This window comes from Brevibacillus sp. FIR094 (assembly GCF_050477165.1).
GTDB lineage: Bacteria > Bacillota > Bacilli > Brevibacillales > Brevibacillaceae > Brevibacillus.
This window is the reverse complement of sequence record NZ_JBEAES010000036.1, coordinates 1-17,009: the sequence shown is the minus strand read 5'-3', so window position 1 is coordinate 17,009 and position 17,009 is coordinate 1. Positions and strand designations below refer to the sequence as shown.

The following is a 17,009-nucleotide window of genomic DNA, read 5'->3' as shown; positions in this document are numbered from 1 at the left end:
CACAATGTTCATGACGATTGCTCCTGGAGTCGTCGAAACGGAGCTGCTGAGCCACACCACGGACGAGACGATCAAAGACAATTATACGGATTGGAAGCATTCGATTAATGGCGGTTTAGACCCAAAAACGGTGGCAGAAACGATTTATTTTGCTTTTAGTCAACCGCAAAGCGTCAACATTCGCGAGATCGCACTGGCTCCTACCAGACAGCAAGGTTAAAAATCGAAGAGGGTAACAAGAAAAAACGGAGTGGAAAACAGGAATAACCCTGCTTTCTCTCCGTTTTTTTGTAGCGGAATGATTTTGTTGAAATTGTTTTCGCTTATGCTTTCGGGCTAACGAGAATTTTCACCTGGTTTTTCTCTTTCAGCAGTGCTTCAAAACCATGCTCCACGATGTCGTCAAGCTTGATGCGCTGGGTGACCAGCTTGTCCGCAGGGAAGAAGCCCTTTTCCATCAGGCTGATGACAGCAGGGAATACATCGCGGTAGCCGATGATGCCTGTCATGTTGCGCTCTTTCATGACGATGTGGTTCGGTTTGATTGACGCTTCTCTTTCGAAGATGCTGACGATCATGATTTGTCCAGCGATTTTGGTAGATTCGATAGCTTGCGTGAGGACAGGAGGCACGCCTGTGACTTCAAAGGCGATATCTGCGCCGCCATTTGTCCGGTTGTGAATTTGCTGGACTACGTCGTATTCTTTTGGATCGATGACGATGGCGCCCAGCTCAGCTGCCTTGTTTTTACGTTCGGGGGACAGCTCCACTGCATAAATCTCAGCCGCACCTGCTGCTTTCAGTGCTTCGATGACAAGCAAGCCGATAGGACCGGCACCGAATACGACTGCTTTGTCACCAGCTTTCAACTGACTTGAGCGGACAGCGTAAAGGGCTACAGCTGATGGCTCCACAAGAGCGCCTTGCTCATAAGAGAGACTGTCTGGGATTTTGTGGACCATGTGCTCATCGCAAGCCACGTATTCTGAGAAGCCGCCACCACCGCCGGCCAGACCGAGGAAGCCCATTTTTTCACAAAGATTGTATTTGCCTTGTCTGCAGGCAGCGCATGTTCCGCAAGCGAAAACCGGCTCGACAACGACGCGATCGCCAACCTTGATTCTGTTCACGCCTTCCCCGGTTTCCACCACTTGTCCGGAAAATTCATGCCCCATTACGATCGGGGCTTTTTCGCCTGTAAGTGGATGTTCAGCTCCCTGTGGGATGAAGATCGGGCCAGCCACGTATTCATGCAAGTCGCTTCCGCAAATACCGCACCACTCGACTCTGATTTTCACTTTACCTTTGGACGCAATCGGTTCCGAAATGGTTTCCAAACGGAGGTCTTTCAAACCATGCCAACGTAACGCTTTCATATCTGCCATCTCCTCGTTCGATTTGGATTCTATATGAAATTCAGCAAGTAAAATAGGAAACGTTTCCGAAAATAATATGTCATAAGTATGGCATCTTGTCAATTTTGATTTCCTAGGCAAGCGTTGAGGGGATGTGCAATCGGTTGAAAAGAGGATGCTGATTCTAGCTCGGTTGAGAAGATGTATACGTGTTGTGCAACAGGTTCTGAGTTGCCTGCTATGTTTTGCTCACGCCTTGTTACCATTGGTTTTGTGTATGCTATAATAGCGGTAGGAAAACACATTTTAGCTCGGAAACATAGAAAACGATTCCGATATGGAAAGGAAAGCAAGGCGTTGGATACAAAAAATAAAGTGACAATAGAAGATGTAGCGAAGAAGGCGGGTGTAGGAATCGCAACGGTATCAAGGGCCATTAATGATAGCGGGGGGATCAGCCCGAAGACGAAAGCGATGATTTTGCAGGTGATCGACGAGCTGGGGTTTATTCCGAACACTTCTGCGCAAAGTCTTAAGGTGCGCCAAACCTATCAAATCGCACTGGTTGTTCCTGACATTCGCAATGCGATCATTCCAGATATCGCTTGGTCGGTTGAACAAGCGGCCAAGCAGCATGGCTACCGCGTCGTACAAATTAATACAGCCGGAAATGCCCGAATGGAGCTTGAGACTGTGCGTGAGGTCAAAAAGCTGCATGTAGACGGGTTGATTATCATGCCGCTCGCCTATCCAAAGACGTTGGTCCAGATGATTAACAAAGCGAGTGTTCCGGTTTCGATTATTAACTATGGGAAAAAGCTCGAAGACAATGTGAAAGCAGATGTAGTCAGTATGGCCCGTCAAGAAGGTCGACTCGTCATGGAGCATTTGATCAAAATTGGCCGTACGCGAATCGCTTATGCAGGTGCGCCGAAGGACAAGATCGAGGAGCGGTATTTTGCCTATGAGGCGTCGCTACAGCACGTCGATCCTTCGCTGGTGTATTTTGGTGAGGACTTCTCGTTTGAGACGGGCCTTCGTGCTGCTGATTACTTTTATAGCCTAAAAAACATGCCAGATGCTATCTATGCGGTCAATGACATGGTGGCAATCGGGATCGTGAATCGGTTCAAGGAGCTTGGAGTACGCGTGCCAGAAGATGTCGCGATCGTGGGGATTGACAACAATGTGTGGACGACGATTACCACTCCGCAGATCAGTTCTGTTTCGATCATGGGGGAAGAGGTGGCACGGTTGGCGACTGAGCTTTTGCTGAAACGGATTCGAGAGCAGGGGGCAGGAGCGTACGAGCGCGTACAGTTCGAGCCGCGACTGATTGTGAGGGAGTCCAGTGTGGCGGTTATCCGTAAATCGCCATTGGATACGTAGGTCTTTTTCAGATGAAAAGCCGAGTGATAGACAGGTGATGATACCTGATGTTTCCTCGGCTTTTGATTTAAGGAAAAATTGCAAACGAGCGAACCGGAAACAACAAGCAAAAAATTCAGGTTCTATTAAGGTTGTATAGAAATGCGATTAAGATTGTTTGTTTACTCTTCTAGGGAAGGAAATAAGGGCAAGGGAGAGGAGCAATCTTATGAAAATGTTTTCGAAGTTACAGACATTAATGGCGACTGTACTTGTAACTACTATGAGCGTCAGCCTTGTAAGCGGAGTTGTTTCTCCAACCAAAGTGTTCGCATCTTCTGTATCTGGGCCGGATGATCCGAGAGAGGTAGAGCAATTTGTAGATGAATTTTTTAACCGGTCAGAAATTAAGAACAACATGGCAGGAGCTACGTTTGTAGTTGTAAAAGGAGACAAAGTCCTTTTGAAAAAAGGGTATGGATATGCGGATGTAGAGAAGAAGATTCCGGTCGATCCTGATCGCACCGTATTTCGTGTAGCGTCAGTATCCAAGGTTATTACAGCTACAGCCGTTATGCAGTTGGCGGAGCAAGGAAAAATAGATTTGAACAAAGATGTATCCGCATATATGGGGGATGCCCGGATTCCGAATAAGACAGGCACTCCTCTTACAATGGAACATCTGTTAATGAACGCCACTGGATTTGACTTTGGAGACACTTCTGACTCTTCAACAACCGACTTGAAACGGGAGGTTTCTTTAAAGAAATACGTGATGGACAATCTCCCAAATATCATTCGCAAGCCAGGAGAGTTTTACAGATATGACAACCTCGGCTTCACCATTCAAGGTTATGTTGTAGAACAAGTAGCAGGAAAACCATTTGGTGAATACGTGCAGGAACGCATCTTTAAGCCACTTGGCATGGAAAATAGTGATTTTCGACTTACACCCTCAATAGTCAAAGAGTTGGCTGTGCCTTATAATCTTATCGGACAGCCGATCTCGACTTATGCAACGGTACCAACTGAGTTTCCAGGTGGTGGAATGCTCTCAACTGGTTCTGATATGGCTAAATTCATGATTGCTCATCTCAATAAAGGAAAGCTTGGGAATGCGACGATTATGGAAGAAGAAACGGCGGCAGAAATGCAGAGACCTCATCTTTCCGTGCATCCAAAGCTGAATAACATGGCGCTTGGTTTCGAATATGCCAACCAGCAAAATTACAATGGACATTATGTCATTGAAAAAGCAGGTGATTCAGAAGGATACCATACTGGAATGTGGTTGATCCCGGAAGAAAAAGTGGGAGTATTTGTTACAGTCAATAAGGACTTCGAAATTCGTATGCCTTTGATTAAAGCGTTTATGGATCATTACTACCCGAAAAATGAGCAGAAAAGGGGAGCGTTTGAGTTAGAGAAACAAGAACTCACGAAGTTTGAAGGGACATACAGCGATTTGCGAAACCGGATGTGGACGACTCGTATACGTGCTGAAGGCGGCAAACTCATTGTAAAAGACCCGCTGGGAGAACATGTCCTATATGAAGTGGAGCCACTCTTATTCCAGGATGAGCAAGGCATTAGAGCTGCTTTTAAGCTGAACGATCACGGAGATGTGCAGGCTTTCTATTACGAGTTAAAACCAGATAGTTGGGCAGAAAAAATGCCTGAGCCGCAACGTTATCAGGATGTGGAGAATGACCATCCATATGCGTCCTATATTTATCACCTGAGCCAGATCGGTGTCTTTGCTGAAATGGAAGGAGACAATCGCTTTTCGCCCGAACAACAGATAACGAAAGGAGAGTTTGTTGGCTGGTTCATCAAGTGGAGTGGCATTGCTCCATCAAAGCATAAACCGATTTACACGGATCTTTCAGGTAACAAGTATGCGCGGGAAATTCAAGCAGCTTACGAGTTAGGTTTACTAAAAGCATCTGCTGATGGCAAATTTTATCCGAACGAGCCATTGACGCGTCAAGAAGCAGCAACCATCGTATGGCGCATGGCATTTGGCTATCTTCATGCAGAACCGAAAAAAGCCAAGTTGAGTGGTAGGACAGATGCTTGGGCTTTAGAGGGAGTCCATTTCGTAGTGGCAAAAGGATTATACGGACCAGAAGTGGTGAAAGACAGAGATGGCAGTCTCGATTATAAATCAGAGCAGCTGATGGTAAGGAAAGAAGCGGCTGCGTTACTATCTCGGTTCGCAGACCAATTATTTTAGTGTACAACAAGCCGTGACTTCTTGTTTGTGCTTCGTTGCGACATGAGGCGATGGAGGGAAGTACAATCAAAACGATACTGATCATCGACGATGAAGCCCAAATTCGTGAACTACTCAGTATTTATTTGAAAAATTACGGGTTTGCTACGTATGAAGCAGGTAATGGGGTTGATGCGCTGGATGTATTCTCAAACGTGCAAATCGATCTGGTTATTGCTGATATTATGATGCCGAAGATGGATGGATACGAGTTATTAAGAAAGATGCGACATATTTCCGAGGTTCCGTTTTTGTTCCTGTCCGCGAAATCGGACGATATGGATAAAATTATGGGACTTCAGCTTGGCGCTGACGACTATGTGGGGAAGCCCTTTAACCCCATAGAAGTCGTCAGCAGAGTTCAAGCGTTATTCAGAAGAATGGATGTATTTTCTAAAGGTGAAAAGCAGAACCATGAAATCATACAAGTTGGCGATGTCATGCTCGATTTGATGAGCTGTAAGCTGTACAAAAATGGACAGCAGAAAGAAGTGACATCGTACGAGTTCAAGATTTTGTCATTACTGATGAAGCATGCGGGTAGAGTTTTTACAAAAGCGTCCATTTATGAGCATATTTGGGGGCAGGAGTACATAGGGGATGAAAACCTAATCATGGTCTATATCAGCAAACTCAGGGAGAAGATTGAGGATAACCCAAGAAAGCCGACTTATCTTATTACGATCAGGGGGTTAGGCTACCGTTTTGAAAAAAAATGAGAGCACCCCCGAAAAGCGACCGTTAAAACAACTGTTTTTTCGCCACTATGTTGTGATAAGCGGTTTGTTCTTATGTACGATTATGATTGCTCTTTTGGGGACAGACCTGTTGATAAACAACTATTTTGATAAAACGCCCGATTTGACCCAAGTGGATGGCAGTAAAATATATCAGTACCCTTTTGAGAAGATGGATGGTCGGTTGATAGACGAATACGGCGGCTGGTTCGAGATCGTGGATGAATCGGGGACAGTCATCTATGTAAAAGGCAACAAGGAAGACAATATCATGACATACAGCGATGGAATGCTGTACGCTAAAGTGGACATATTGCGAAATGATGATTCAATTTTCTACCATGCCTATCAAGTGCAAGGGCCAGAGGGTGAGAACTATGTTCTGTTATGGAAAATTCCCCAGCGGAATCTATCATTGGCGCTTGGAATCTTTATAGCGTTGTTTGCCGTTCTGTTGTTCATCGCCCTTTATTTCTATACCCGGTACTCCGTCTTGCAGATGAAGAAGCCTCTCCGGCAAATTGTAGAGGGCATTAAAGAAATGGAAGGCTTCAATTATCAGAAGAGGCTTACATTTTCGGCTGAAATGGAATTTGCAGAAATCCGAGAAGCATTTAACGGAATGGCAGAACGACTACAACAGACCTCTGCCGAGAAAGAAGCGGTAGCGAACAACAAAAGAAACATGCTGCTGCATTTGTCTCATGATCTGAAAACGCCGATTACCTCCGTATTCGGTTATTCTCAATTGTTGCTGGATAGGCCGGAGCTAGAAGAAGAGCAAAGGCGTCAGTATGTTCAATATATTAACGACAAATCGTCTTATATGGCCCATTTGATTCAAAATTTGTTCGAGCTGGCAAAGCTGGAAGACCAGCACGTGAGACTGGATCAAGAAAAGGTGAATATTAGTAAGTGGTTTATGCAGCTTGTTGCGGAATTTTATCCGGAAATAGAAGATAGGGGATTTCAGCTGGATGTGAAAATTCCAGAGGAGCCGCTGTTTGTCATGTTCGACAAAATGCATATGAACCGCGTTATTACGAATTTGATCGGTAACTCACTAAAACATAATCCTCCGGGAACGCAGCTATTCGTTTCATGTGAGAAAATAGAAACCGGTGTTGTTTTGTGGTTAGGTGATAACGGTATTGGTGTTCAGGAGAATGTCAGAGAACATATTTTTGAAGAGTTCATAAAAGGGAGTAATCCTGTGAAAGATAGCACAGGACTCGGTCTAGCCATTTGTAAAAAAATTATAACGTTACATCGGGGTACAATTCATTTGGAAAGGAATCAACGGTATACGACTCTTTTTAAAATAACGTTGCCTCTTGAATGAGCGGGAGGAAAGAAAGAAAGAAAGAAAGCAGTAATCACCAAGCAAAAAGCGCAGCGAAATGAGCTGCGCATGATAGAAAGAAGAACGTTATGGCAAAATCGCAAACGAGCGAACTGGAAACCCGGAGGCTTTTTCAGGCTTTGGTGTAATGTTTACAATGACAGCGCCTTTTGCCGGGAGCTTATCGAGATTTTTGAGCAGCTCTACTTGATAGGTGTCTTGATCAAGGACGAAATATTCACCCAAAAGTGCTCCGTTTTTTCGGTAATCGATCGTCGCATCCGTATCGAAGGTTTCGTGACCGACTGCTTTGATTTGTCTTTCCTCGAACAAAAATTTTAATGCCTCCAATGACCAGCCGGGAGCGTGATTGTTGCCATCTGCATCCTTATTGTTGAAAGCCTCCACATCTGGCCAGCGCTTGCTCCAATCTGTACGCAAGGCGACGAAGGAACCGCTCTCGATTTGACCATGCTCGGTTTCAAAATGCAAAATGTCTTCCACCGAAAGCGAATAATCGTTGTTGGCTTCGGCTTCTTTTGATTTGTCGATGACGACGAGCGGCAATACGAGTTCTTTTAGTTCGATCTCGTCCAAGTAACGCTTATTGCGCACAAAGTGAATCGGTGCATCTAAGTGCGTACCATACTGTCCAGGAAATGAGAAGCGCTGAGCAAAGAAGCCGTCGTCATGCGTGAACAGCGTTTGGAATTCGGCGGCGTCAAAGGCGTGGAAGTGCGGAGACTCCGGACCGAATGTGTGCGTGAGATCCACCCATTCTTTTTGTTTTAACAGGGTAATTGCTTGAATCAGCTCGTTTCCCATGTGCCCACCTCAATGTTATTTTTTGAATTTTCGAACTTATACAACCGAGTTTATCCAATACTTTATCGGTTCTAATTCCGAGTGTCAATATCGGATAATACAAATGAACGGTTTGATTAATAATAGCAATCGGGAAGAAGTCTTCAAGCATGATTCTGCATTCTTAAAGGAGAATAAAAAGTATTATCCAACCAAAACGCGAAGGAGAAATTCCCATGACAAAAGAGCTTTGGATCAACTTGCCCGTCAAGGACCTCGAAAAGTCCAAATCGTTTTTTGCCGCACTCGGATTCTCTTTTCATCCGCGCCATGAGAACAGCAAAGATGTAGCGGGCTTGGTGATCGGCGAAAAAAAGATGCTGATTATGCTGTTCCCGGAGGCTACCTTCCAATCGTTTACGCAAAATGAGCTGGCAGATACGAAGCACGGAACGGAAGTGTTGTTTTCGATCGATGCCGAGAGTAGAGAAGAAGTGGATGAATTGATGGGTCAGGTGGTAGAGGCTGGGGGAACTGTTTTCAGTGAGCCGCGAGAGCATGGTCCGGGTATGTACGGAGCAGGGTTCGCTGATTTGGATGGTCATCGGTGGAATGTGCTGTATATGGATATGAGTAAAATGTAGATGAGGTAAAGATGAAAATGCTGAGAAAGGAGCCTTCCGAATGGGGGCTCCTTTCTCAAAATGAGAGTTTGGGCGGGGGTTATTTACTCGTATAAGCTGATAGAGAACCGTCTGCTAATAAGACGTTGTAAGTGCGGTGCAGCATCACCACTGCCTCCGCTCGTGTGAGGGGATCATGTATTTCCAATTCGTTTCCCCACGTACTCATGATGTTATTGCCCACAAGCCATGCAAGTGCATAAGCTTTTAATGCGTCTCCGCCACGGTTGGCAAATAGAATTTCTCCAGTGTTGAGGTGACTATAGCTAATCGTGTATTCGTCGCTTTCGATTAAATCCACAGCAGTTGAACCAGGATAAGGGGATGAATACCCAGTTGAGTCAAACGACTGCACGGTAATGTCATCAATTCCGGCAAGTATTTGCAAAACTTGAACGTCGGGCATTTGATGCATCTTTTGACTAAAAAATGATTGGAAGATGTACATAGCTTCCCAGCGAGTCACTTTTCTTTCGGGATAGACGTAAATTTTTGATCCAAACCAGTCTACAACACCAAGGGCGTCTGCGCTGTACATTTCCATCAATGGCTGATAGGCCCAATGATTTTTGGGAACGTCTTCAAACTTCTGTATTTTCATGTCCGGGTAAGAGGGATTAAGATTCGGACGTAGCTTATTAAACAGCTTATGAAACATAACAGTCAGTTCGGCTCTGTCAATCGCCTCATTCGGTCTGAAGGCTCCATTGGAATAGCCGCTTAATACACCTTTTTTCACCATAAAATCAACCGATTCCCGAGCCCAATGTCCATCCGGGATATCGCTGAACTGGCTGGCTTGTACAGGCACGGGAGTTGAAAAAAGAATAGAAACGATAAGAGCTAAGCATAAAATGATATTTTTCATCATGTTCCTCCTTTACCATCCCTTTCCTTTTCCCTTCCCTAATTCTGCTTAAACACGACAGTTATACACAGGCTGATGTCAGAAAGAGATGTAAATGGTATGCTGGAGGGGAGAAGAAGGGGATGGTGTTATGAAAAGGACACGCAGAATCACCTCCTAAAATCATCATGTTTTCGATTTTAGGAGGGATATCCAATGAAATTTCAGCGAATTGATCTAGATAATTGGAGCAGAAAGCCTTATTTCGAGCATTATCTGAACCGAGTGAATTGCACGTTCAGTATGACTGCCAATATTGATATAACGGAATTGCTCCCCGCTCTACGGCAAAAGGGGATGAAGCTGTACCCGGCTTTTCTGTATATGGTGACGAATGTTGTCAATGTGCATCGTGAATTTCGGACTTCCTTTCATACCGACGGCGAGTTGGGCTATTGGGAGAGCATGATACCCAGCTATACCTTTTTTCACCAGGACGATCAAACGTTTTCTACGATGTGGACGGAATTCGCTGACGAGTTCCCCGTGTTTTATCAAAATTACGTAGCGGATATGAAACAGTTCGGGGACAACAAAGGTCTTGTGGCGAAAGAACTGGAACCGCCTTATACGTTCCCTGTCTCGTGTATTCCCTGGGTTAGCTTCAGTGGGTTTAATTTGAATATTTCGGGTGATGGGCGGTATTTGCTGCCAATCATTACAAGCGGAAAGTATTTCAAGCAAGAAGGCAAAATGTTATTGCCTGTTTCTTTGCAGGTCCATCATGCGGTTTGTGATGGATATCACGCCAGCCTGTTCATCAATGATTTGCAAAAATGGGCAACTAATTACAAGGAATGGATAGGTGTCGAGTGAATTGGCTCGTTTGGTATGCTTCTCCTTCCTAATCTCTTCCAATCATTTATAATAACGGTAGGAGAACTGGGAGGAGAAAGAGTGAACAAAGAATTGGTTGGGAAAATCTTTGGATGTATCGTTTTAGGTGCGATCATCACTGTGATCGGAGTCGTGGCGGTGGTGATGACTGCCTTAAACGCACAGGGAAGAGTTTATTCCCTTCTTGTGGCTGTCACGACGGTCGTTTTTATCATCTACATCATCGGACAAATGTTCGCCCCGCAAAAGAGTCGGTTATGGAACCGAGCCCTCTTTGTCTATTTTCTCTTTTGTACCCTGCCAGTTGCAGGATATGAGATCAGCAGCTATTACCATAACAGCATTCCTGTGGTCAGTGAGGCGGAGGTCGATCTGGAACAGTATAAACCGTTTGGTGCAGACTCCAAAATTCAAAAGCTTGATCAACCAGCGACACTGTCGTTGCAGTCTGATTTGCCCAAAATAGATGGGGCGACGGCTTTGTATCCTCTTTACGCTTCCTTTGTGCAGGCTGTTTATCCCGACAAAGCATACGACCTCTACGACAGTGAAGTCATGGTAAGCAAGACGCCAAAAGCGTACGAAAACTTACTGGATGGCAAAGTCGATGTCATCTTTGCAGCAGGTCCTTCAGAGGAACAGCTCCTAGCAGCAAAAGAAAAGGGTGTAGAGCTTAAGCTGACACCAATCGGTAGGGAAGTCTTTGTCTTTTTCGTCCATACAGAGAATCCTGTTCAGGGACTCACTACCCAGCAAATTCAGGACATTTATGCGGGAGACATCATTTCTTGGGATGAAGTCGGGGGCGGCTTTGAGCTCATTCGCGCCTTTCAGCGTCCAGAAAATAGTGGGAGTCAGACGATGGTGCAGAAGATCATGGGGGATAAAGAGCTCATGACCGCGCCACAAGAGGACGTGGTAACTGGAATGGGCGGAATCATTGAGCAAGCAGCCAACTACAAAAATTATTCGAATGCCATCGGTTACTCGTTCTTGTTTTATGCCACAGAGATGGTGCGAAATGGTAACATTCGTCTACTCGCAATTGATGGGGTTACGCCTAATAAGGAAACGATAAAAAACAGAGCGTATCCGTTTGCGGCCGAGTTTTACGCAGTGACAGCTGGGACGGACAGTCCGAATGCCGAGAAACTGATTGAATGGATTTTGTCTCCACAGGGACAGGAATTAGTAGAAAAAACGGGTTATATTCCGGTGAAATAATCATCAGCAAGCGAAGGAGACCCTTGGGCAATTGACCCGAGGGTTTCTGTTTCTATCCATCTTCATTCTCAAGCTCTTGAACTTTACTTATTTAAAATAGGTATTTCTCCAAGCAGTTTCTTCAAGTTAATAGAATCCCACGGCATATGCTCAGTAATACCTAATCCAACTACATCTGTTTCTTCAGATAGTTCTTTAATCAGATGAAGTAGTTGAGGGATTTGCATTGTTCCCGCAGCAGAAAGATGATAAGGTGCTTCAGGGTTGGCGAATAATAAAGAGCGGAATGCCTTTGGGTCAAGGACATCTAAATCAAGGTGGATAGCTAGGTGCTTAATGCCACTTTCTTTTATCCACTCTTTTACAGATTCAGTACTTTTCATTAACTCTTTCGTTCCCGCTGTTTTAATACCAAGCCTTTGAATGATTTCTGAATCTTGCTCTGTAGGAGCTTCTAATCCCGCCATAAAGATATTTTCAGGCTTTAGAGGGATTTCCACATGTTTTACGAACTCTTCATCTCCTTCTCCTAAAAGATTTCCAAGAGGTAATGTATGTCCGTAGTCATACCCAACAATCCTAACCAAATCACTGTGAGCATCGATCCAAATTAAACCTAATTCACCACCGTATCGTTTGTTTAAATACGCAAATGGAGCTTGCTCTACCAAGCAGTCACCGCCAAACATCACAATCCGATCTGGCTTATGAGCATCAATGATATGATGAGCAGCCTCTACTTGTTCAAGTAGTTGTTTTCTCCCATAAGTACCGTTCTCGTTTTCAAGCGGAGTTCCATCATAAGCTCGAACTGGTATATGAATAAGGGGTTGATCATTGTCCGGAGCTAGCCACGCAAGCAACTCGGCTCCAAGAGAGTAGTTAGGGTTATTTCCCCCTTGCCATTGCGGCATTAACAGGCGTATTGTTTTTTTAGTCATGTTTGTCTCTCCTTTACTTCAAAGTAAGGTTAGTATAGTCTGACCAAAAATAAAAAAGTAGTACGGTCTTTAATGATAGGTACTATCGGAAAGGATAGTGTAAATATGAGCATGGCTGAATATAAAGGGAAAGTGAAAAATATTCAAGATACACCATTTGGTTATACATTGTCAGTTATCGGTGGTAAATGGAAAATGGTTATTATTTATCTTCTAGCAGAAAACCAACCGGTTCGCTTTAATGATCTGAAAAGACAAATAGGAGCTATTACTTATAAAACACTAAGTTCACAATTAAAAGAATTGGAAGCGGATGGTTTGGTGAAACGGAAAGAGTATCCTCAAGTTCCACCTAAAGTCGAGTACAGTCTTACGGATAAAGCGAAAACATTATTACCCGTTTTGGAAGAGCTATGTGAGTGGGGAGTAAAAAACCAAAATAATTAAATCCTCTTTTTCTGACGCGTTATGCAATTCCAGTGCTGGATGAGTGATTAACCTTGAACAGCTGGATCATATTGACAGAAAAATCTAAGACTGTTATAAAAATAGTGAATAGCACTCGCGAGATGAGAGTGCTAACATTGAAAGAGGTATACATAAGAAGTCCGGAAGGGTGGGTATTTTCATGGAAAAAAAGCAGTTCCAAGCAGAATCTACACGTTTGTTAGAAATGATGATCCATTCTATTTACACACAAAAGGAAATCTTTTTGCGAGAGTTGATCTCCAATTCGAGTGACGCGATTGACAAAATTTACTACAAATCGCTCGTTGATGATCAATTGGTGTTTGATAAAGAGAACTATTACATCAAAGTAGCAGTTAACAAAGACACCAGAACGCTGACCCTGACAGATACCGGGATCGGTATGACGCAGGATGAGTTGGAAAATAATCTGGGTGTCATTGCGAAGAGTGGTTCGTTGGCGTTCAAAAAAGAAAACGACGCGAAGGATGGCTACAACATCATCGGTCAATTCGGCGTAGGTTTCTACTCGGCTTTCATGGTTGCCGACAAGGTTACGGTCATCAGTAAAGCACTGGGCAGCGACACTGGGTACAAATGGGAGTCCAGCGGTGCGGATGGCTACACGATCGAGCCTTATCACAAAGATTCCGTCGGGACCGAAGTCATTCTCGAAATCAAGGAGAATACAGAAGAAGAGAATTACGACGAGTTTTTGGAAGAGTACCGTTTACAAGCGATTATCAAAAAGTACTCTGACTTCATTCGTTACCCGATCAAAATGGACGTTACGCAGCATAAGCCAAAAGAGGGCAGCGAAAACGAGTACGAACAAGTGACGGAAGAACAAATCGTGAACAGCATGGTTCCGATTTGGCGAAAAAATAAAAGCGAGCTGACGACTGAGGATTACGAGCAGTTTTATGCGAGCAAGCATTACGGCTTCGACAAGCCGCTTAAGCACATCCACATCAGTGCAGATGGAGCCGTTGTTTATCAGGCGATTTTGTACATCCCAGAGAGCATGCCATTTGATTACTACTCGAAGGAGTACGAAAAAGGTCTGGAGCTGTATGCGAACGGTGTACTGATCATGAACAAATGTGCGGACCTGCTTCCAGACTACTTCAGCTTTGTCAAAGGGATGGTTGACTCCGAGAGCCTGTCGCTCAACATTTCCCGTGAGATGCTGCAGCATGACCGTCAATTGAAGCTGATTGCGAAAAACATCACGAGCAAAATCAAAAGCCAACTGCAAAGCTTGCTGAAAACAGAGCGGGAAAAATACGAGCTGTTCTACAATTCGTTTGGCAGACAGCTGAAATACGGCATGTACAGCGACTACGGAACGCATAAGGAAACATTGCAAGACCTGTTGATGTTCTACTCTTCCAAAGAGAAAAAGCTAGTGACGCTAGAAGAGTACGTAGAGAGAATGCCAGAAGATCAAAAGTACATCTACTACGCATCTGGGGAGTCGATCGAGCGAATCGAAAAGCTGCCGCAAACAGAGCTCGTATCCGAAAAAGGTTACGAAATCCTGTACTTCACAGATGACGTCGATGAGTTCGCGATCAAAATGATGATGAACTACAAGGAAAAGGAATTCAAATCCGTATCGAGCGGGGATTTGGGGATCGAACCGGGCGAAGAGGAAAAAGCAGCCGAAGCCGAAAACGAGAACAACAAAGAGCTGTTCGACTATATGGCATCGCTGCTCGAAGGAAAAGTCAAAGCTGTAAAAGCCTCCAAACGCTTGAAGTCACACCCTGTCTGCTTGTCGACAGAGGGTGAAGTAACGATCGAAATGGAAAAAATCTTGAATGCGATGCCGAACAATCCGAATGTGAAGGCAGACAAGGTACTGGAGATCAATGTGAACCATGCGGTGTTCCAGTCGTTGAAGGGTGCATTTGACACAGACAAGGAAAAGGTTAATCTGTATACGGCTCTCCTGTACAATCAGGCTCTCTTGATTGAAGGCTTGCCGATTCAAGACCCGGTAGAGTTTACGAACGACATTTGCAAAGTCATGGTGTAAGGCAAGAAAAAGAGGGTGCGACTGGCGCATCCTCTTTTTTTGTCAGCAACATCCCGATTAATCTCTAGCCTTCGGTACATACGTAAAGATGGGATCACGTAGTTCGAATTCATAGGTTACTCCATTTACGATTCCTACGATCTTATCATTGTCATATAAATCGAGCAGGAAGCCAGCCATTTGTGCCGCTGTATGGAATTTTGATAATGCACCAGCATAATCAAAACTGTCAATACCAAAGGAACGCTGCGCAAATTCGGTCTCTGTAGCAGCAGGTGCCAAGACTTTTGCTCGCATGGCTGCACCATTCTCAATCAATTCTTGTCCCAGACCTTCCGTAAAGGCACTTACATAAAACTTCGTTGCGCAATAAGTCACGGCATCGGCGATGACTTTGTAGCCTCCGCCTGAAGAAATATTGATGATTTGCGTGCCTTCTACATTTGCATAATCGCGAACATAATGAGAGGAGAGAATGGTGAGCGCTTCGATATTCAAATGAAGCATGGACTCGATTTTATTCAAGTTTTGTTCCCCGATAGATGCAAAGTTCCCGAACCCTGCATTGTTGATCCAAGTCTCGATCTCATAATCTTTTAGACTGTCATAAAACTCATGGACATTGGCACTCACACTCAAGTCAACAGATCGAATGACTACATCCAATGTTGGGTTCACGTCAGCCACTTTCGCTTTTAACTTTTCTAATTCTTCCGTTCGGCGAGCTGCTAGAATTAAGTTTTTTCCGCGAGCAGCAAATGCCAGAGCGGTTTCAAAGCCAATTCCTGAACTTGCTCCCGTAATAACCGTATATTTCATGAAAATCCCTCCTGAATTTTATTCACTAGCTTTCATTGAGAAGTAACGATGAGCTGATTATACTGATTAGAGTAAACTCTAAGTCAAGGGTATAAGATCAATCCGGAGGTTTCTTATGTACACAATTGGTGAAGTGGCACAGCTATTAGGGATAAGCACACATACGTTGCGTTATTATGAAAAGGAAAAAATAATTATTCCGGATCGCAATGAAAGTGGTGACAGGCGATATAACGATTCACATATTCGATGGCTGCAATTCGTTATCAAGTTAAAAGAAACGCAAATGCCGATCTCCAAAATAAAGCAGTACGCTTCCCTGTTTTTAGAAGGAGAACATACGACCTTAGCTCGATTGAGTCTTTTAGAAGAACATAAACGCTATATTGAGCAACAAATTAAAACGTTAAACGATGTGGATGATATGCTAGAACGTAAGATTGTTGCTTACAAAGATTTCATCAGTAAACGAGCAGCCAGAATAGCGGCAGACTGAGCAGGGAAATACACAGAGAGAGGAGAGCAAAACCTATGTGGAATCCGTTGGAAGTAAAAGATCTCATAACCAGTGCAGACGAACTAAAAAGCTTGGTAGGAGAACCACACAAGGCGGTTGTGAAAAAAAGCATCGCGCAGGTTGAGTCGCATGTGATCCATTATGTGTCCATGTCGCCGCTGTTTTTCTTGTCTACAGCAGATGCTTCCGGGAGATGTGACGTTTCCCCGCGAGGCGACGAGCCCGGTTTCGTTAAAGTGCTGGATGATCACCATATTATTTTTCCAGAGAGAATGGGGAACAGACGGGTCGACTCTTTGCTGAATATGATTGCCAATCCGCAGGTGGGTATGATTTTCCTGATTCCAGGTCTGGAAGAAGTGTTGCGAATTAACGGATCAGCCCGCATTACAAAAGATGCAGAGCTACTCGCTGCGCAAGAATGGAAGGGTAAAACAAGCGGCATAGGTGTGATCGTGAAGGTAGAGGAGTGCTTCCTCCATTGCCCGCGCGCATTTAAACAAGCGAGCTTGTGGAAAACGGATTCATGGCCAGAAAAAGAGGCAATGCCTTCGATGCTGGAAATGTTTCGTGCGCATTTGAAAATCAATGGTGTTACGTTGAATGAAAAAGAATAAGAAAGAAAAAACCTTGAATGAGTAAACTGTCCCCTATAGAGTAGACACTTAAAAAAGTCTGCCTATAGGGGACT

General features: G+C 44.3%; 17 protein-coding genes. 12 read left to right on the top strand and 5 right to left on the bottom strand.

The genetic code is table 11. The features are described from left to right. The first annotated feature begins 4 nt into the window (after window positions 1-4). Window positions 5-220, top strand: a complete 216-nt coding sequence (locus ACQ5DJ_RS24525) for a hypothetical protein (protein WP_429844709.1) — start codon at window positions 5-7, stop codon at window positions 218-220. 103 nt (window positions 221-323) lie between these two features. Here ACQ5DJ_RS24525 and ACQ5DJ_RS24520 read toward each other — a convergent pair whose 3' ends face one another. Beyond that, on the bottom strand, window positions 324-1,376 hold the full coding sequence (locus ACQ5DJ_RS24520; protein ID WP_429844708.1) for a 2,3-butanediol dehydrogenase: 1,053 nt from the start codon (window positions 1,374-1,376) through the stop codon (window positions 324-326). Window positions 1,377-1,712: 336 nt separating this feature from the next. On the opposite strand from ACQ5DJ_RS24520, the gene ACQ5DJ_RS24515 reads away from it, so the two are divergent. The 4 genes from ACQ5DJ_RS24515 to ACQ5DJ_RS24500 all read left to right on the top strand — a co-directional run bounded on the left by ACQ5DJ_RS24515 (window position 1,713) and on the right by ACQ5DJ_RS24500 (window position 7,077). Continuing rightward, on the top strand, window positions 1,713-2,744 hold the full coding sequence (locus tag ACQ5DJ_RS24515; RefSeq protein ID WP_429844707.1) for a LacI family DNA-binding transcriptional regulator: 1,032 nt from the start codon (window positions 1,713-1,715) through the stop codon (window positions 2,742-2,744). 208 nt (window positions 2,745-2,952) lie between these two features. After that, window positions 2,953-4,959: a serine hydrolase gene (locus ACQ5DJ_RS24510; protein ID WP_429844706.1), complete on the top strand. Its 2,007-nt coding sequence runs from the start codon at window positions 2,953-2,955 to the stop codon at window positions 4,957-4,959. Between the two features lie 50 nt (window positions 4,960-5,009). Further along, entirely contained in the window at window positions 5,010-5,717 is a 708-nt protein-coding gene (locus tag ACQ5DJ_RS24505; protein WP_429844705.1) for a response regulator transcription factor, read from the top strand. Then, window positions 5,704-7,077, top strand: a complete 1,374-nt coding sequence (locus tag ACQ5DJ_RS24500; RefSeq protein WP_429844704.1) for an ATP-binding protein — start codon at window positions 5,704-5,706, stop codon at window positions 7,075-7,077. Before ACQ5DJ_RS24505 ends, ACQ5DJ_RS24500 begins: the two co-directional genes overlap by 14 nt. 87 nt (window positions 7,078-7,164) lie before the next feature. Here the strand turns inward: ACQ5DJ_RS24500 and ACQ5DJ_RS24495 are convergent, their stop codons facing one another. Then, the gene (locus ACQ5DJ_RS24495) at window positions 7,165-7,902 is read right to left on the bottom strand and encodes a cyclase family protein (protein WP_429844703.1); all 738 of its coding nucleotides are present in this window, start codon (window positions 7,900-7,902) and stop codon (window positions 7,165-7,167) included. Between the two features lie 215 nt (window positions 7,903-8,117). On the opposite strand from ACQ5DJ_RS24495, the gene ACQ5DJ_RS24490 reads away from it, so the two are divergent. Then, on the top strand, window positions 8,118-8,525 hold the full coding sequence (locus ACQ5DJ_RS24490; RefSeq protein WP_429844702.1) for a VOC family protein: 408 nt from the start codon (window positions 8,118-8,120) through the stop codon (window positions 8,523-8,525). 79 nt (window positions 8,526-8,604) lie between these two features. Here the strand turns inward: ACQ5DJ_RS24490 and ACQ5DJ_RS24485 are convergent, their stop codons facing one another. Then, window positions 8,605-9,435, bottom strand: coding sequence for an S-layer homology domain-containing protein (locus ACQ5DJ_RS24485; RefSeq protein WP_429844701.1), 831 nt, complete (start codon window positions 9,433-9,435; stop codon window positions 8,605-8,607). A gap of 192 nt (window positions 9,436-9,627) precedes the next feature. Between ACQ5DJ_RS24485 and catA the strand changes: the two genes are divergently transcribed. Together catA and ACQ5DJ_RS24475 are read left to right on the top strand one after the other, a co-directional pair. Beyond that, window positions 9,628-10,287, top strand: coding sequence for a type A chloramphenicol O-acetyltransferase (gene catA / locus ACQ5DJ_RS24480; protein WP_429844700.1), 660 nt, complete (start codon window positions 9,628-9,630; stop codon window positions 10,285-10,287). Window positions 10,288-10,368: 81 nt separating this feature from the next. Next, window positions 10,369-11,532, top strand: coding sequence for a PstS family phosphate ABC transporter substrate-binding protein (locus tag ACQ5DJ_RS24475; protein WP_429844699.1), 1,164 nt, complete (start codon window positions 10,369-10,371; stop codon window positions 11,530-11,532). An 83-nt stretch (window positions 11,533-11,615) separates the two neighbouring features. Here ACQ5DJ_RS24475 and ACQ5DJ_RS24470 read toward each other — a convergent pair whose 3' ends face one another. Further along, window positions 11,616-12,473 (bottom strand): arginase family protein, encoded by an 858-nt coding sequence (locus ACQ5DJ_RS24470; RefSeq protein ID WP_429844698.1) that lies wholly within the window; start codon window positions 12,471-12,473, stop codon window positions 11,616-11,618. A gap of 105 nt (window positions 12,474-12,578) precedes the next feature. Between ACQ5DJ_RS24470 and ACQ5DJ_RS24465 the strand changes: the two genes are divergently transcribed. Both ACQ5DJ_RS24465 and htpG read left to right on the top strand, forming a co-directional pair. Further along, entirely contained in the window at window positions 12,579-12,920 is a 342-nt protein-coding gene (locus tag ACQ5DJ_RS24465) for a winged helix-turn-helix transcriptional regulator (RefSeq protein WP_429844697.1), read from the top strand. Between the two features lie 181 nt (window positions 12,921-13,101). After that, window positions 13,102-14,982 carry a molecular chaperone HtpG gene (gene htpG, locus ACQ5DJ_RS24460; protein WP_429844696.1) on the top strand — a complete coding sequence of 627 codons (1,881 nt, stop codon included), beginning with the start codon at window positions 13,102-13,104 and terminating at the stop codon, window positions 14,980-14,982. Between the two features lie 57 nt (window positions 14,983-15,039). Here htpG and ACQ5DJ_RS24455 read toward each other — a convergent pair whose 3' ends face one another. Continuing rightward, entirely contained in the window at window positions 15,040-15,801 is a 762-nt protein-coding gene (locus tag ACQ5DJ_RS24455; RefSeq protein WP_429844695.1) for an SDR family NAD(P)-dependent oxidoreductase, read from the bottom strand. Window positions 15,802-15,916: 115 nt separating this feature from the next. On the opposite strand from ACQ5DJ_RS24455, the gene ACQ5DJ_RS24450 reads away from it, so the two are divergent. Further along, a complete protein-coding gene (locus ACQ5DJ_RS24450) occupies window positions 15,917-16,297 on the top strand; it encodes a MerR family transcriptional regulator (RefSeq protein ID WP_429844694.1) in 381 nt (126 codons plus the stop codon). A 35-nt stretch (window positions 16,298-16,332) separates the two neighbouring features. Then, window positions 16,333-16,935, top strand: coding sequence for an MSMEG_1061 family FMN-dependent PPOX-type flavoprotein (locus tag ACQ5DJ_RS24445; RefSeq protein WP_429844693.1), 603 nt, complete (start codon window positions 16,333-16,335; stop codon window positions 16,933-16,935). The last annotated feature ends 74 nt before the right edge of the window (window positions 16,936-17,009 follow it).

Coding starts and splice junctions, on each gene's coding strand:
- ACQ5DJ_RS24525 (WP_429844709.1), top strand. CDS start 5: ATGTTCATGACGATTGCTCCTGGAGTCGTCGAAACGGAGCTGCTGAGC.
- ACQ5DJ_RS24495 (WP_429844703.1), bottom strand. CDS start 7,902: ATGGGAAACGAGCTGATTCAAGCAATTACCCTGTTAAAACAAAAAGAA.
- ACQ5DJ_RS24450 (WP_429844694.1), top strand. CDS start 15,917: ATGTACACAATTGGTGAAGTGGCACAGCTATTAGGGATAAGCACACAT.
- ACQ5DJ_RS24470 (WP_429844698.1), bottom strand. CDS start 12,473: ATGACTAAAAAAACAATACGCCTGTTAATGCCGCAATGGCAAGGGGGA.
- htpG (WP_429844696.1), top strand. CDS start 13,102: ATGGAAAAAAAGCAGTTCCAAGCAGAATCTACACGTTTGTTAGAAATG.
- catA (WP_429844700.1), top strand. CDS start 9,628: ATGAAATTTCAGCGAATTGATCTAGATAATTGGAGCAGAAAGCCTTAT.
- ACQ5DJ_RS24490 (WP_429844702.1), top strand. CDS start 8,118: ATGACAAAAGAGCTTTGGATCAACTTGCCCGTCAAGGACCTCGAAAAG.
- ACQ5DJ_RS24465 (WP_429844697.1), top strand. CDS start 12,579: ATGAGCATGGCTGAATATAAAGGGAAAGTGAAAAATATTCAAGATACA.
- ACQ5DJ_RS24455 (WP_429844695.1), bottom strand. CDS start 15,801: ATGAAATATACGGTTATTACGGGAGCAAGTTCAGGAATTGGCTTTGAA.
- ACQ5DJ_RS24510 (WP_429844706.1), top strand. CDS start 2,953: ATGAAAATGTTTTCGAAGTTACAGACATTAATGGCGACTGTACTTGTA.
- ACQ5DJ_RS24505 (WP_429844705.1), top strand. CDS start 5,010: ATGGAGGGAAGTACAATCAAAACGATACTGATCATCGACGATGAAGCC.
- ACQ5DJ_RS24485 (WP_429844701.1), bottom strand. CDS start 9,435: ATGATGAAAAATATCATTTTATGCTTAGCTCTTATCGTTTCTATTCTT.
- ACQ5DJ_RS24445 (WP_429844693.1), top strand. CDS start 16,333: ATGTGGAATCCGTTGGAAGTAAAAGATCTCATAACCAGTGCAGACGAA.
- ACQ5DJ_RS24520 (WP_429844708.1), bottom strand. CDS start 1,376: ATGAAAGCGTTACGTTGGCATGGTTTGAAAGACCTCCGTTTGGAAACC.